The following is a 14,048-nucleotide window of genomic DNA, read 5'->3' on the forward strand; positions in this document are numbered from 1 at the left end:
GAGGTGCATGAATAATGAATTATCAATATCCTTTTGATATAAGTTGGTCTAAACAAGAGGTAATCGATGTGGTTCACTTCTTTAACTTAATTGAAAAAGCATATGAAAAAGGAATTTCCCGTCATGAGGTAATTGATGCGTATCGGAAATTTAAACAGATTGTGCCATCTAAGAGTGAAGAAAAACAGTTTTTCGCAGAATTTGAAAAGGGATCTGGTTATTCTAGTTATCATGTTGTGAAAAAGGCAAGAGAACAAAAGGCAGATAAAATCAAAATGTAAATTTACTGATAACGTAAAATCCGAACTAATAATTCAAATTTTCTTGAATTCATTTAGTTCGGATATTTTTGTAATGAACTATGATATAAATAATGCATGAACTAATTTAGGAATCAAGTGAAGCTTCCGTCAAGAGAAAAGGCATCGTTTATCCCACGAATAACCGGAAGTAAGACCCCAGTGATTGAAGTTTCAATTTATGATCTTGCTTGTAATGCTTTTTGATAGAATGGTATTAATGTTTGATAAGTGTCTTTAACTGTATTTATAAAGGCATCTCCATTTGTAACGCGTTGGTCATCAGGTGTTAGATGTAGGCCAACAAGAAACTCAGCTTTTTTAACATCTCTAAACCTCTCTACATGCTTTAACTCAAGTTCAGGTAATGGGATCGAAGCTTTTTTCATATGGTCTAAGGAAACGACGTAATGGTCTGGTAACTGCTTTAGTTGATCAAAACTTTCTACAAATTTATTGGCAATTTCTTTTTTATGGTCTAATTCATAGATCAGTGCTAACCATATAAATACATGATCATCAAACAATCCAACCTGGAAATGAGGGTGTTTTTTATAGCCACGCTTATTATCAGCGATTGCTAACCAGGTGTCATTTGGTGGGTTTACGGTTCTTCTAGCATGCTTTGCAATATGTAAGTAAACCTCGTTACCTAAATGTGCAGAAAGATAATCCACTAATTCAGCCCCAATCTCTTGAAATTTTGGCTGAATTTTTGTCTGAATCGCTTCCATTCTTTCATCAAGTCCCTCTATGGAAAAAGTATTAAAATCTTCTTTATTGAAACCTTGAAAAGTCAAAGGTATCATTCCTTTCAGTTAGATTATAATAATTATTATTAAGCAAATTAAAGATCAAGTCAAACAATTGGTGTTTGTCCATTTAAACCCTATGTAATTTGTGTCTATAAATTGAATGAAAATGGTTGAAATAGCCCAGAATGAAGCATTTAATAGAACGAAATCAAATAATGCTCATATATATAAATAAAAATATTTAATTATATTTTTGAATGTGTATCCACTTCGATAAAAAAGCTAAGAAAGGGTGTGGATCATTATGAAATTTGTTTTAGAAACATTAAGGTTAGAGGAAGAACGAGAAAAATTACCAGTAATTAAAATGGAAATCGATTATGAACTATTAACACTTTATGACGCATTGCAGGAAAATGACACCGTTCAAGTTATTAAATCGAAAGAGCGCTTAAAGGAATTACGTAAACAATTTCTAATGATTAAAAAGACTTGACCTAATTATTTCATATAATATGACTAGGTAATTTAAATTTGATAAGCTATATATAATAAACACGAACTAGATGGAGGAACAATTATGGATATAGATATGCGTGAAGAATTATTTCACCAAGCCAAAACTTGGGTCAAAGAAGCTGGTGAAATTATTCGTAATCGAATAAAGGATCCTTTAACAATTGACACAAAATCAGACGCAAAAGATTTAGTTACCCAAATGGATAGGGCGATTGAATATTTCTTTGTAAAACGAATTAAAGAGGCATATCCTAGTCATCAATTGCTGAGCGAGGAAGGCTATGGGGACGATGTTACCACATTAGACGGAACTGTTTGGATTATTGACCCAATAGATGGGACAATGAACTTTGTACAGCAAAAAAGGAATTTTGCTATTTCAGTTGGTGTTTTTCACGATGGAATCGGAGAAATTGGTCTCATTTATAATGTTATAGACGATGTGTTGTATACTGCGCAAAGAAATAATGGAGCCTTTAAAAATGATCAAAAACTTCCGACCTTAAATGAACAAGTATCGCTAGATAAATCAGTTTTAGGTCTTAATCATTTTTGGTTATGTGAAAATCGATTGGTTGACGAGAAAGTAATGCAAAAATTAGTAAAGAAAGTTAGAGGGGCGAGAGCTTATGGTTCCGCTGCATTGGAATTTGCATTCGTTGCAGAAGGTACTTTGGAAGGATATTTGGCTATGGGATTAGCTCCTTGGGATGTAGCAGCAGGTATGGTAATTGTAAATGAGGTTGGTGGTGTTACTAGTAACATTGATGGTATCTCCCTAAATTTGTTACAGAAGGATACTGTATTAACATGTCATCCAGCGGTTCATCAGAAAATTATTACCGAGTATATCCAAAAAGGTAGAAAGTGACTCATGAAGTCACTTTCTTTCTTTTTATTGAAATCCCTATGCCCATAATTATAAATCCTATTGCTAGAAATAATATTATGAATCCAATACTTCGGAATGCAATTGCTACCCCAACGAGTAAAAACATAAGAATCACCAAAGAAGAAAGTAGGAACATTGGAAAGTTAAAGTTTTTCATGTAAAACACCTCACTTTTGTAATTAAAGTATATATTAGATGACCAAATTGTACAAAATAATTTAGCTCATGAATTATATTTAAACTAGCGCGTTTTATGTAAATTTAGTATGATAGACAAGGAATGAAATTGTAATGGGGGATACATATGTTTTTTGATTTCGTTATGGAACGTTTTGGTGAAGAACAACTTTTCACGGTTTTTTTTATTGTTAATTATATTTTGGCTGCTATTGCTTATAAATTAGGGTTTGCAAAGAAACTCTCCGTTGTGAAGTCCTTTATTGTATACATTCTACTGGCGATAGGTGTATTTGTATTAAATATATTATTTATTGTTTTACCTTCAGCATGGGCTAGGAGTCCATTGCCAATAGCAGAGAGCTTAGTTGTAATCTGCTTAGTCTTAGGGATTTATCGCTTTCGATTGTATACCCAACGAAAATCAAATTAAAGGATTTTCGATTCGTTAGCTTGGTACAGATCATACGAATTCATATAAAAAACCACTTTTATAGTGGTTTTTTATATGAGATCATTTGGTTGTTTCTTTTCGCGGTACAAGCGGAATTCGCCTGTTGCATGACGTTTATTCGTATTTTCCTTCACCCTACTGTAACAAGGATTACACAAATACATATGAATTCTACGATTTCGTAATCGTTTTGCTTGTAAGGAATCATCCTCAATATCTTCTATATTATCGCAAATAACACATTTAACTTGCATTTTTTCACCTCTAAGTGGAGTGTATAATTTTACTATATCATACGTCATGCAAATTTAGGAATACTAATTATGTTTAAACGAAAAATAGAGAGGGTATCGATTTATAATAGAGTTGAAAGAAAGGATGATATTTTGAAAAAAGGATATATCATTTCTGCTTTAGGTGCAGTAGGGGTCACAGCAGGACTATTAGTAGGGAATAAGAAGAAATCAAAACAATCTGTAAAAGATGATAATACAGTGGATTCGACATTATATAATGCTGGAATTCCAGACCAAATCTCGTCTGAAAATGAAGCACAATTAGATAATGCTAAAATGGTCTCTGAAGGATCTCAATATGGCGTTCAATATTTTAATGATATCGAAAAACATATCCATTCGAAAGACAATTAGAAAAAAGGTGTTACCGCTTTGGTAACACCTTTTATAATTTGGAAGCGGAAACTTTAATCTCCTCGCTGCTCTTTGTGGTGCTTTGATTGATCATTTTGAATATCATTTAGCTTATCTTTGTCATTTTCTTCCTCAAGGATTTCTTTATTTGTGTCAGGTGTTTCAGGTTGATCTTCTGGAATTGGAAAATCAGGCATATATCTTCCGACAATTCCAGAAACTTCATCCACAATTCCTTGTACCGGATGGCCCTGTCTCACTTTTTCCGCCATCATCCGAATTCGTTCGTTTACATCAGCGTCAGCCACAACTACAGCAGTTTTACCATATGGGTCGTGTTGTAACGCTTCAAGAACTGAATATTTAATGGTTCCTACTCGGGAACGATCTAGTTCTTTATCGACATCAATCCCAACAACAGCATAAGGTCCTGCTACTACAGCTGCTGCATCATCAACTTCTGGGACATCACTTGCGACATTGGCAAGATGGTCGGCGATTTCCTCATTAGATAAATCTCGTTGTTCCTTTGGATCAGAGTTTTTAACATTAATAATTTTTTCTTCCTGATCACGTTCTTTAGATGGTAACGAATTCTCAGTATTGTCTTGTTGACAACCAACAATCATTAATATGCTAACCAAAAGAATACTTATTCGAATGAACATTTGACACTCCTCCTAATATCAACAATAGAAAGTTCTCTACTGTTATTCTTAGTAGTGTGTGTCAAATTATACAATTTAAAAGTGAACGCAACGCAGGGGGAGGCACTACGTATTGTGAAAAAGTATTACCAAATAATAATGGTTTGCAGGAGCATTGCACCCTACAAACCATCTGATTATAAGATATTTATTTTTTGAATTCCTTTAATTGGATTGTCTTGATTTGATCCATCCTTGTATAGTAAATGAACTGGCCCATCTTCTTTTAATGGTTTCCCCTCTAATGCAAATAAAAAATATGAGTTCTTTAGTTCCTCGATAGGAATTACTATTTCCTCATGCGTTGTTATTAGTTGAGCTTCTTTAGCATCAGAACCAATCTCGGCATGATTTATAAAATCTTGAATTGGCATAACATAGGACTCTGTAAGTATTTTTTCACCCTCAAGACGTGAGATACTTTTATTTACTGGTGGCTTTACATTCTGATGATATACTTCACGGTCCCAGCGCTTCGCTGCTTGTTCAAGTACTTCATCCTGATTGACATCTTTGTTTACTTTAGAAGAGAAGGCCTCACCTAGCTCTATTTTCCGATCGTCGAAGATCCAAACAGTAGGATCCATTGTAATCGAGTATGTAACATTACCTATTATAGGAACTATCATTATTATTCCACCTTTCAACTCTTTTATATTCAGGTTAGCAGACAACCACTTATTTTTCACGAGTTTCGAAATAATTATGACATATCGCACATAAATTTACTATAGTATATCAATAATATTTGCAATTTCTTAGTTCAAACGATAATATAGATTAAAGAAAGTATACTTTTTACTACTAATATTAACTTTGATTTCATAAACTGAAGCAATGAGCTATTTTTCTATGGGAGGGGATATATTTGATGCCTGAGGTAACGATCGATCATCGTGAAAAAGCCTATGCCCTTCTTAAGGCTGATGCTGATAAAATTTTACGGCTTATCGAAGTCCAAATAGAAAATCTAACCATGCCACAATGCCCTTTGTATGAAGAGGTACTGGATACGCAAATGTTTGGGCTTTCTAGAGAGATTGATTTTGCTGTACGTTTAAACTTAATCAGCGAAGATGAAGGTAAAGCACTTTTAGAGAATTTGGAGAGGCAGCTTAATATACTACACGAAGCTGCACAGAACTCTGTGTAGCAATTAGGATCATCTATGGAGGATGCGGAAATAAAACTTTGCCGGAAAGGATTGGGCAAGGTTTTTTTGTTTAAAACGATAGTTAATGAGTTAACGTAAATATTAATATAATGTGACAATAGTCAGAATAATTGTTATACTATATAAAATGGGAGAAGCCAAGATGATACGAAAATTAAAACACTATGATTTTACATTGATCATTATGCCATTATTATTAGCAGGGTTTGGAATTGTAATGGTTTATAGCGCTAGTATGGTAGTAGCAGTCGTTGAGGGGAGAGAAAGTACATATTATCTGTTTAGGCAAATTCAGTGGTTTTCAATGGGGTTATTAGGATTTGTTTTTTGTAGTGTCTTCCCTTATAGGAATTATCAGAAATTTACAAAGCTGATTACTTTGGTCATAATTGGTTTGCTGGTAGGTGTATTATTATTCGGGAATTCAGTTAATAATGCAAAATCTTGGTTTGCTTTAGGACCTATTAGTCTACAACCTGCAGAATTTGCTAAATTAGGACTTATTATCTACCTTGCTTCTATATATTCAAAGAAGCAATCTTATATTAATGACTTTAATAGAGGTGTGTTACCCCCATTAATACTTACTGGTATTATATTAGGGTTAATCGTTTTACAGCCTGATATTGGAACTGCTTCGATCATATTTTTAATTGCGTGTTCTGTAATTTTTAGTTCGGGGATACGTTTTAAGCATCTTTTTGTTTTGGTGTTGGTTGGTTTGATTCTTGTAGCAATTGCTATTCCAAACATGGTTACGGATGAACGTTTATCACGATTTACCGGTGCCTATCAGCCGTTCGAATCACCAGATGATGATGGATATCATTTAATACAGTCCTATGTTGCGATTGGTTCAGGTGGTTTAATTGGAGAAGGATTAGGGCAAAGTGTCCAAAAATTAGGCTATTTATTTGGGCCTCATACGGATTTTATAATGGCTATAATCGCAGAGGAGCTAGGAATAGTTGGTGTTTTAACTGTAATGGCAATGCTCTCGACAATTGTATTACGCGGGATTTTTATCGCTAGAAAAACAGAGGATAGTTTTGGTGCATTATTAGCAATTGGGATATCTTTTATGGTGGGTATACAAGTATTCATTAACTTAGGTTCGGCTAGTGGGATTCTCCCGATTACTGGAGTAACCTTGCCATTTGTTAGTTATGGAGGTTCATCCCTTCTTGTTCTTATGATTTCGATGGGGATATTAAATAATATTGCTATGACGGTTAAAAAGCAGGCTCAAGAACCCGCTCCTGAGAATAAACAAACTCCAAGTATCAGAAGTGTTTCTAATTACAAAGGAGGCAAAACATGGACAAGTTAAATAAAATAAATAAGATATTAGTTGCAAACCGTGGAGAAATTGCAATACGTGTCTTTCGTGCTTGTACGGAGTTAAACATTCGCACGGTGGCCATTTATTCTAAGGAAGATTCAAGTTCTTATCATCGTTATAAAGCCGATGAGGCTTATTTAATTGGAGAAGGTAAAAAACCGATTGATGCTTATTTAGACATTGAAGGGATCATTGATCTAGCAAAAGAAGTAGGTGTAGATGCCATACACCCTGGTTATGGGTTTTTATCAGAAAACATTCAATTTGCTAAGCGCTGTGAAGAAGAGGGTATCCAATTTATTGGCCCCACTAGTGAGCATTTACATATGTTTGGAGATAAGGTCAGAGCAAGACAACAGGCTATTCAAGCAGGTTTACCAGTAATACCTGGAAGTGATGGACCTGTCAATAGCCTTCATGAAGTAGAAAGTTTTGGAGAAAAGCATGGATACCCGATTATCATTAAAGCATCTTTAGGTGGCGGCGGTCGTGGTATGCGTATTGTTAGAAACGCAGAAAATGTAGCCGAAAGTTATGATCGTGCCAAATCGGAGGCAAAAGCAGCGTTTGGAAATGATGAGGTTTATGTAGAGAAATTAATTGAAAATCCAAAACATATAGAAGTACAAATTATCGGAGATAAATTCGGTAACATTGTTCATTTATACGAAAGGGATTGTTCCATTCAACGACGGCATCAGAAAGTGGTCGAAGTTGCTCCTAGTGTGTCCTTAAGTGGTCAGCTACGAGAAGATATTTGTAAAGCAGCTACTGATCTTATGGAAAATGTTCAGTATATTAATGCTGGCACAGTTGAATTTCTTGTAACGGGTAATGATTTTTATTTCATTGAGGTTAATCCACGAATTCAAGTAGAACACACCATTACAGAGATGATTACTGGAATAGACATTGCACAGACTCAGATTAAAATTGCAGATGGACTAAAACTTCATGATGATTCAATTGGAATTCCTGAGCAGGATAAAATTACGACAACAGGTTATGCAATTCAATCAAGAGTAACAACAGAAGATCCATTAAATAATTTCATGCCGGACTCTGGCAAAATAATGGTATACCGTACCGGTGGTGGTTTTGGTGTTCGACTCGATGCAGGGAATGGATTTCAAGGGGCGGAAATTTCACCACATTATGACTCGTTATTAGTAAAAGTTTCTACTTGGGCGTTAACTTTTGAGCAATCTGCACAAAAGATGGTACGAAATTTGAAGGAATTTCGTATTCGCGGAATAAAAACGAATATTCCATTCTTGGAAAATGTAATGCTTCACAAGCAATTTATGTCAGGTGAATATAATACTACCTTTATTGATCAAACACCAGAATTGTTTGTTTTTCCAAAACGTAAAGACCGTGGAACGAAAATGTTAACTTATATTGGTCATACAACCGTGAATGGGTTTGAAGGATTGGAAAAGCAGGCCAAGCCTTCATTTACAAATCCAATTATTCCTGCGGTGAATCATGTAAAATCTGCTCCGAATGGTACCAAGCAAATTTTAGATGAATTAGGACCAGAAGGATTATCCAACTGGTTGAAAGATCAGAAGGAAGTACTATTAACAGATACGACGTTTAGGGATGCGCATCAATCGTTGCTTGCAACTAGAGTTCGTACAAAGGATCTTGTACAAATTGCAGAACCAACTTCTAGGCTACTACCAAATTTATTTTCCATAGAGATGTGGGGAGGGGCGACCTTCGATGTTGCCTATAGATTCCTGAAAGAGGACCCATGGGAAAGACTATTAAAGTTAAGGAAAAAAATGCCAAATGTATTGTTCCAAATGTTATTACGCGCTAGTAATGCAGTTGGCTACAAAAATTATCCGGATAACTTAATAAACGAATTTGTTGAAAAAAGTGCAACAGCTGGGATTGATGTGTTCCGAATATTTGACAGTTTAAATTGGGTAGAGGGGATGAAACCTGCAATTGAAGCGGTTCGTAAAAACAATAAAATTGCAGAGGCTTCTATTTGTTACACCGGAAACATTCTAGATCCTAGTAGATCAAAATATGATCTGGCTTACTATATAAACCTAGCTAAAGAATTGGAGCAAGCCGGTGCACATATTTTAGGAATTAAAGATATGGCTGGTTTATTGAAGCCAGAAGCGGCTTACCAGTTAGTATCCGCACTAAAAGATTCTGTTAATTTACCAATTCATTTGCATACGCATGATACTAGTGGTAATGGTGTTTACACATACGCTCGCGCTGTTGACGCCGGGGTCGATGCAGTTGATGTTGCCTGTGGTCCAATGGCTGGGTTAACCTCGCAGCCAAGTGCACAAACCTTATATCATGCACTAGAAGGTACGCCTCGACAGCCAAATGTAAATGTAGATTCCTATGAAAAACTTTCTCATTATTGGGAAGGGGTAAGAGATTATTATCAAGCATTTGAAAGTGGAATGAAAGCACCTCATACGGAGATATATTTACATGAAATGCCTGGAGGACAATATAGTAATTTAAGACAACAAGCTAGGGCAGTTGGATTAGAAAGCAGATGGAATGAAGTAAAGAAAATGTTCCGACGGGTTAACGATATGTTTGGTGACATTGTAAAAGTAACTCCGTCATCCAAAGTAGTAGGGGACATGACATTATTTATGGTACAGAATAACCTGACCGAAGAAGATATATACGAAAAAGGGGAGTCTATTGATTTCCCGGACTCAGTTATAGAACTTGCAGAAGGTCTTTTGGGGCAGCCTTATCAAGGATTTCCCAAAGAATTACAGCGTATCATCTTAAAAGGGAAAAAACCAGTCACTGTTCGACCAGGTGAATTAATGGAACCGATTGATTTTAATCAGTTAAAAGAAAGGCTCTTTAAAACATTAGATCGTCAGGTTACTAGTTTTGATATGATTGCATATGCTTTATATCCGAAAGTATTTATGGACTATCATAAATTTTATGAAACTTACGGTGATCTTTCCGTATTGGATACACCAACTTTCTTTTATGGGATGGAAATTGGAGAGGTTATAGAAGTAGAGATTGAACAGGGGAAAACCTTAATAGTAAAATTAGTATCGATCTCAGAGCCTCGTAATGATGGTACTCGAGTTGTTTACTTTGAGTTAAACGGTCAATCCCGTCAAGTAGTTGTGAAGGACGAAGGTGTTCAGTCGCAAGTGGAGACAAAACCGAAAGTGGATAAGCTGAATGAAAAGCATATTGGAGCTACGATGCCAGGAACCGTTGTAAAAGTAATCTGTGAAGAAGGACAAAATGTTCAAAAAGGAGACCATTTACTAATTACGGAAGCGATGAAAATGGAGACAACGGTTCAAGCACCATTTGCCGGTACCATCCAATCAATTTATGTGAAGGATGGAGAAGCAATAGGGGTAGATGATCTATTGATCGAATTTAAGTAAATAGATATTAATTCACACTAGAAAACCCTGTGGTAGAAAACGATCTACTACAGGGTTTTCGTAAATTTGATAGCGACGTCTACGATCAAAGGTTTCGCCATCTGTCATGTTTATTTGACTTTACTTATTCCGTTATTAGAGTTTGATGTTTCACTGTTTTTTCGCTCTGCTGCTGCACTTCTAGATGATAGAAGGATAAAATAACTAAGCATTGCAAAATAACAAGATATAACCAGCGCGTGAAGTAAAGCGATGCCTAGGTTAAGCAGGGTGAAAATAATCATTGCACCAAAAAACACTTGTAGAGAAATAAGTGTGACAACTGTTGTCCATCCCCAAAACATGACCCGGCTAGATCGATAATGTTTTATCATTCTTATAAATAAGGTTACGGTCCAAATAAATAGAATGCCTGCAATGAAGCGATGTCCCATCTGAATCCACTGTTCCAAACTATAAGCTGAAAATGCGAAAGGGGAGGTGTTCGTACAAAATGGCCAATCCCCACAGACTAGATTTGCATTTGTATGACGGACAAGTGCCCCGGTATATACAGCAATAAGTGTGTATAATGTCAGTAAATAGATCTCTATTCGATGTCGTTTCTGAATGAAAAGTGAACTCGCATCAAACTTCTTATCAATTTCAAAAATAAGTAGCATTAATAAGAATACAGCTGCAAAAGAAATGAGAGAAATTCCAAAATGTGCTGCTAATACGAAGTCAGATTGTCCCCACATTACTGCTGCTGCCCCAATTAATCCTTGTAAAACGAGAAAAAAGATGGATAAAAACGAAAGAAATTTGACTTCTCGAATGTGGCCGATATGTTTCCAAGAGAAATAAGATAATAATAATACGACCACACCAACAACCCCGGACACTAATCGGTGACTAAGCTCGATGACTAGCTCGGCATTAATATTGGTTGGAATGAACTGGCCATGACATAACGGCCAGCTTTCCCCGCATCCTGCCCCAGATTCTGTTTTTGTTACAAGCGCTCCGCCAATTAAGATAAATATCATTCCAATTGACGCGACTATTGAAAGCCATTTTAATATTTTGATCATAAAAATATCCTCACTTCATGTTGATTATAATATGGAATTTTTAAAGATCTCCACTGTTTATTTTCTATAATTTCCATAATAATATCTCTTGAGCAGATAAATCAATTAAATAATGGGAAAATGTGATAATTGACACACAATCTACATAATATCATGGTTTATTACTATTTTCATGGTAAAAACGAGAAAAAAACCTTGCATTGTTCGTCATTGTCTGCTAGAAATAATGTAGGGGATATTTGATAAGCTTTATAAAACTATGTCCATTTTTATTTGGGCAGCTACATATTTTATACTTAAAAGGAAGGCTATGATGCCTTTTATTTTATTTTATATATGACATTCACAAAATTGTCATATATTCTATCCCTTTTGGGGCATGAATCTTATGTAGCAAAATAGATTGTACTTATACTTCCATGATACAATGAAGATTATAATAAGGATACTTATGGGAATAGTAATAAAAAATAGTTCTTGAACTACTCGAAGTATGCTTATTTAAATGTGTTCCTTAAGTCAGGGATTTGAAGGGGGGATATTCATAATGAACAAGGTCGAGACAACAACTTCATCACAAGTGTTGGGGAATGTAACTGTATCAAAGGAAAATAAAACATCATTTATTTCAGACTTAAAAGCTCTTGTTAAAGTTGGTATTGTAAATTCAAACTTAATGACAACATTTACTGGATTTTTATTAGCACTTCATTTTACCAATTCCTCGTTTTTAGCAAATTGGGATGTTTTACTATTAACTATGTTTGGTAGCGCTCTTGTTATTGCGGGAGGATGTATCTTCAATAATTGGTACGATGTTGATATCGATCCTATCATGACTCGGACAAAAAAACGTCCTACAGTTACTGGGAATTTATCAATGCAAACGGTGCTATTTCTAGGAATTGCTTCAACAGTTACAGGTCTAATTCTATTGATGTTTACAACAATTGAAGCTACCTTAATTGCATTATTTGGCTGGTTTGCATATGTGGTCTTATACACCATGTGGTCAAAAAGGAAGTATACATTAAATACGGTAGTAGGAAGTTTTTCTGGAGCAGTCCCCCCTTTAATAGGTTGGACAGCAATTGATCCAAACCTTCATATTGTACCAGTTGTATTATTTCTCATTATGTTTATATGGCAAACTCCACATTTCTTAGCCTTAGCTATGAAAAAAGTAGATGATTATAAAGCAGCTGATATTCCGATGCTACCTGTTGTTTATGGATTTGAATTTACAAAGCGACAAATTGTTATTTACATTGCATGCTTATTGCCATTACCATTTTTTCTCTATGAGCTAGGCCTCGTATTTGTCACAATTGCAACCCTGTTAAATATAGGTTGGCTTGTAATTGGAATCAGAGGATTCTCCGTGAAAAACGATTTGAAATGGGCGAATTTAATTTTCATATATTCTTTAAACTATTTGACAATTTTATTTGTAATGATGGCATTAGTAACAATCGATTTCCCTATTAATTAAAATATAAAGATGAATGACAGAAAGAGAGGTATGAATACATGTTAGGTTGGATGGGAAAATTTAGAGCTTTGTTTTTGTTAAGCTCATTGGCACTAGTATTATCTGGCTGTGGTAAAGAAAATTTAACAGCTTTAGTACCAAAGGGGTATGGTGCTGAATCTTCATTAGATTTAATTATTTTAACAACCGTTATTATGTTATTTGTTTTTGCGGTAGTTATGGTTATTTATGTGATCGCACTTGTACGTTTTCGTAAAAAGAAAGGTCAAGAAGATTACATACCAAAACAAGTTGAAGGAAATCACACATTAGAAACAATATGGACTGTGATTCCGATTCTCCTATTAATCATCATTGCAGTTCCTACTGTAATAGCTACATTTGATTTGGCAGATGATGCAGGTGCAGAGGACGCTATTAATGTAAATGTAACTGGTAATCAGTATTGGTGGCATTTTGATTATGCAGGAGAAGAAATTCAAACGAGTCAGGATCTATACATCCCGGTTGGTGAGAGAGTGTATTTAAACATGCTATCGTCAGACGTTATCCATTCATTATGGGTACCTTCGTTATCGGGTAAAATGGATGTTAACCCTGAGAACGAGAACACAATGTACATTGAAGCATATGAAGAAGGCGTATATTGGGGAAAATGTGCTGAATTCTGTGGACCTTCTCACTCATTGATGGACTTTAAAGTAGTAGTTGTTAGTCCGGAAGAATATGAGGAATGGGTTGCAGATATGCAAAATGTTGATCCTGAAGAACCAGCAGATAGTGAAATAGTTGAAGATGGTCAGCAATTATTTGAAGAAAATAACTGTATGGCATGTCATGCAATTGGTTCATCACCAGTGGCGACAGGACCAAACTTAACAAACTTCGGGGATCGTTCACGTTTAGCTGGAATTGAAGATCTATCAAAAGATAATTTAGTAAAATGGTTAAAAAACCCTGAGTTAATTAAACCAGGAAATAAAATGACTGGTAAATATCCTACTCTTTCAGATGAAGATGCGGATAAATTAGCAGATTATTTACTGCAATTACAGCCTTCAGATATAACTCCTGATAGCGCTGGTAACTAATAAA

16 protein-coding genes are annotated in these 14,048 nt (G+C 35.2%); 10 read left to right on the forward strand and 6 right to left on the reverse strand.

Translation table 11 applies throughout. From position 1 onward, the window contains the following. The first annotated feature begins 14 nt into the window (after positions 1 to 14). Positions 15 to 281, forward strand: coding sequence for a UPF0223 family protein (locus tag BMX40_RS10305; protein WP_090869531.1), 267 nt, complete (start codon positions 15 to 17; stop codon positions 279 to 281). 197 nt (positions 282 to 478) lie between these two features. On the opposite strand, the gene BMX40_RS10310 is transcribed toward BMX40_RS10305, so the two are convergent. Then, the gene (locus BMX40_RS10310) at positions 479 to 1,099 is read right to left on the reverse strand and encodes a YktB family protein (protein WP_090869533.1); all 621 of its coding nucleotides are present in this window, start codon (positions 1,097 to 1,099) and stop codon (positions 479 to 481) included. A 259-nt stretch (positions 1,100 to 1,358) separates the two neighbouring features. Between BMX40_RS10310 and BMX40_RS10315 the strand changes: the two genes are divergently transcribed. After that, the gene (locus tag BMX40_RS10315; RefSeq protein ID WP_090869535.1) at positions 1,359 to 1,550 is read left to right on the forward strand and encodes a hypothetical protein; all 192 of its coding nucleotides are present in this window, start codon (positions 1,359 to 1,361) and stop codon (positions 1,548 to 1,550) included. Positions 1,551 to 1,634: 84 nt separating this feature from the next. Then, the gene (locus tag BMX40_RS10320; RefSeq protein WP_090869537.1) at positions 1,635 to 2,444 is read left to right on the forward strand and encodes an inositol monophosphatase family protein; all 810 of its coding nucleotides are present in this window, start codon (positions 1,635 to 1,637) and stop codon (positions 2,442 to 2,444) included. A gap of 1 nt (position 2,445) precedes the next feature. Here the strand turns inward: BMX40_RS10320 and BMX40_RS20245 are convergent, their stop codons facing one another. Next, complete coding sequence (locus BMX40_RS20245) at positions 2,446 to 2,622, reverse strand: DUF5325 family protein (RefSeq protein ID WP_170840749.1); 177 nt, start codon at positions 2,620 to 2,622, stop codon at positions 2,446 to 2,448. Between the two features lie 147 nt (positions 2,623 to 2,769). Here BMX40_RS20245 and BMX40_RS10325 point away from each other — a divergent pair, with 147 nt between their 5' ends. Next, positions 2,770 to 3,075, forward strand: a complete 306-nt coding sequence (locus BMX40_RS10325; protein ID WP_090869540.1) for a YlaH-like family protein — start codon at positions 2,770 to 2,772, stop codon at positions 3,073 to 3,075. A 71-nt stretch (positions 3,076 to 3,146) separates the two neighbouring features. On the opposite strand, the gene BMX40_RS10330 is transcribed toward BMX40_RS10325, so the two are convergent. Next, positions 3,147 to 3,350, reverse strand: a complete 204-nt coding sequence (locus tag BMX40_RS10330; protein WP_090869542.1) for a YlaI family protein — start codon at positions 3,348 to 3,350, stop codon at positions 3,147 to 3,149. 69 nt (positions 3,351 to 3,419) lie between these two features. Here BMX40_RS10330 and BMX40_RS10335 point away from each other — a divergent pair, with 69 nt between their 5' ends. Continuing rightward, positions 3,420 to 3,746 carry a hypothetical protein gene (locus BMX40_RS10335; protein ID WP_244513486.1) on the forward strand — a complete coding sequence of 109 codons (327 nt, stop codon included), beginning with the start codon at positions 3,420 to 3,422 and terminating at the stop codon, positions 3,744 to 3,746. 53 nt (positions 3,747 to 3,799) lie between these two features. On the opposite strand, the gene BMX40_RS10340 is transcribed toward BMX40_RS10335, so the two are convergent. Both BMX40_RS10340 and BMX40_RS10345 read right to left on the reverse strand, forming a co-directional pair. Continuing rightward, positions 3,800 to 4,414 carry a YhcN/YlaJ family sporulation lipoprotein gene (locus BMX40_RS10340; RefSeq protein WP_090869545.1) on the reverse strand — a complete coding sequence of 205 codons (615 nt, stop codon included), beginning with the start codon at positions 4,412 to 4,414 and terminating at the stop codon, positions 3,800 to 3,802. A gap of 176 nt (positions 4,415 to 4,590) precedes the next feature. Then, a complete protein-coding gene (locus tag BMX40_RS10345; RefSeq protein ID WP_090869547.1) occupies positions 4,591 to 5,082 on the reverse strand; it encodes a hypothetical protein in 492 nt (163 codons plus the stop codon). Between the two features lie 242 nt (positions 5,083 to 5,324). On the opposite strand from BMX40_RS10345, the gene BMX40_RS10350 reads away from it, so the two are divergent. From BMX40_RS10350 to pyc, 3 genes are all read left to right on the forward strand, one after another. Next, positions 5,325 to 5,606 carry an Fpa/YlaN family protein gene (locus BMX40_RS10350; protein ID WP_090869548.1) on the forward strand — a complete coding sequence of 94 codons (282 nt, stop codon included), beginning with the start codon at positions 5,325 to 5,327 and terminating at the stop codon, positions 5,604 to 5,606. Between the two features lie 163 nt (positions 5,607 to 5,769). Continuing rightward, positions 5,770 to 6,957, forward strand: coding sequence for a putative lipid II flippase FtsW (gene ftsW, locus BMX40_RS10355; protein WP_090869551.1), 1,188 nt, complete (start codon positions 5,770 to 5,772; stop codon positions 6,955 to 6,957). Then, complete coding sequence (gene pyc, locus BMX40_RS10360) at positions 6,945 to 10,388, forward strand: pyruvate carboxylase (protein ID WP_090869553.1); 3,444 nt, start codon at positions 6,945 to 6,947, stop codon at positions 10,386 to 10,388. Before ftsW ends, pyc begins: the two co-directional genes overlap by 13 nt. Positions 10,389 to 10,498: 110 nt before the next feature. On the opposite strand, the gene BMX40_RS10365 is transcribed toward pyc, so the two are convergent. After that, complete coding sequence (locus tag BMX40_RS10365) at positions 10,499 to 11,461, reverse strand: COX15/CtaA family protein (protein ID WP_090869555.1); 963 nt, start codon at positions 11,459 to 11,461, stop codon at positions 10,499 to 10,501. A 547-nt stretch (positions 11,462 to 12,008) separates the two neighbouring features. Between BMX40_RS10365 and cyoE the strand changes: the two genes are divergently transcribed. Beyond that, positions 12,009 to 12,953, forward strand: coding sequence for a heme o synthase (gene cyoE, locus BMX40_RS10370; RefSeq protein ID WP_090869557.1), 945 nt, complete (start codon positions 12,009 to 12,011; stop codon positions 12,951 to 12,953). A 38-nt stretch (positions 12,954 to 12,991) separates the two neighbouring features. Further along, positions 12,992 to 14,044 carry a cytochrome c oxidase subunit II gene (gene coxB / locus BMX40_RS10375; protein ID WP_090869559.1) on the forward strand — a complete coding sequence of 351 codons (1,053 nt, stop codon included), beginning with the start codon at positions 12,992 to 12,994 and terminating at the stop codon, positions 14,042 to 14,044. Positions 14,045 to 14,048 lie beyond the last annotated feature (4 nt).

The sequence above is a fragment of the Oceanobacillus limi genome (genome assembly GCF_900111445.1).
Taxonomy (GTDB): domain Bacteria; phylum Bacillota; class Bacilli; order Bacillales; family Amphibacillaceae; genus Ornithinibacillus; species Ornithinibacillus limi.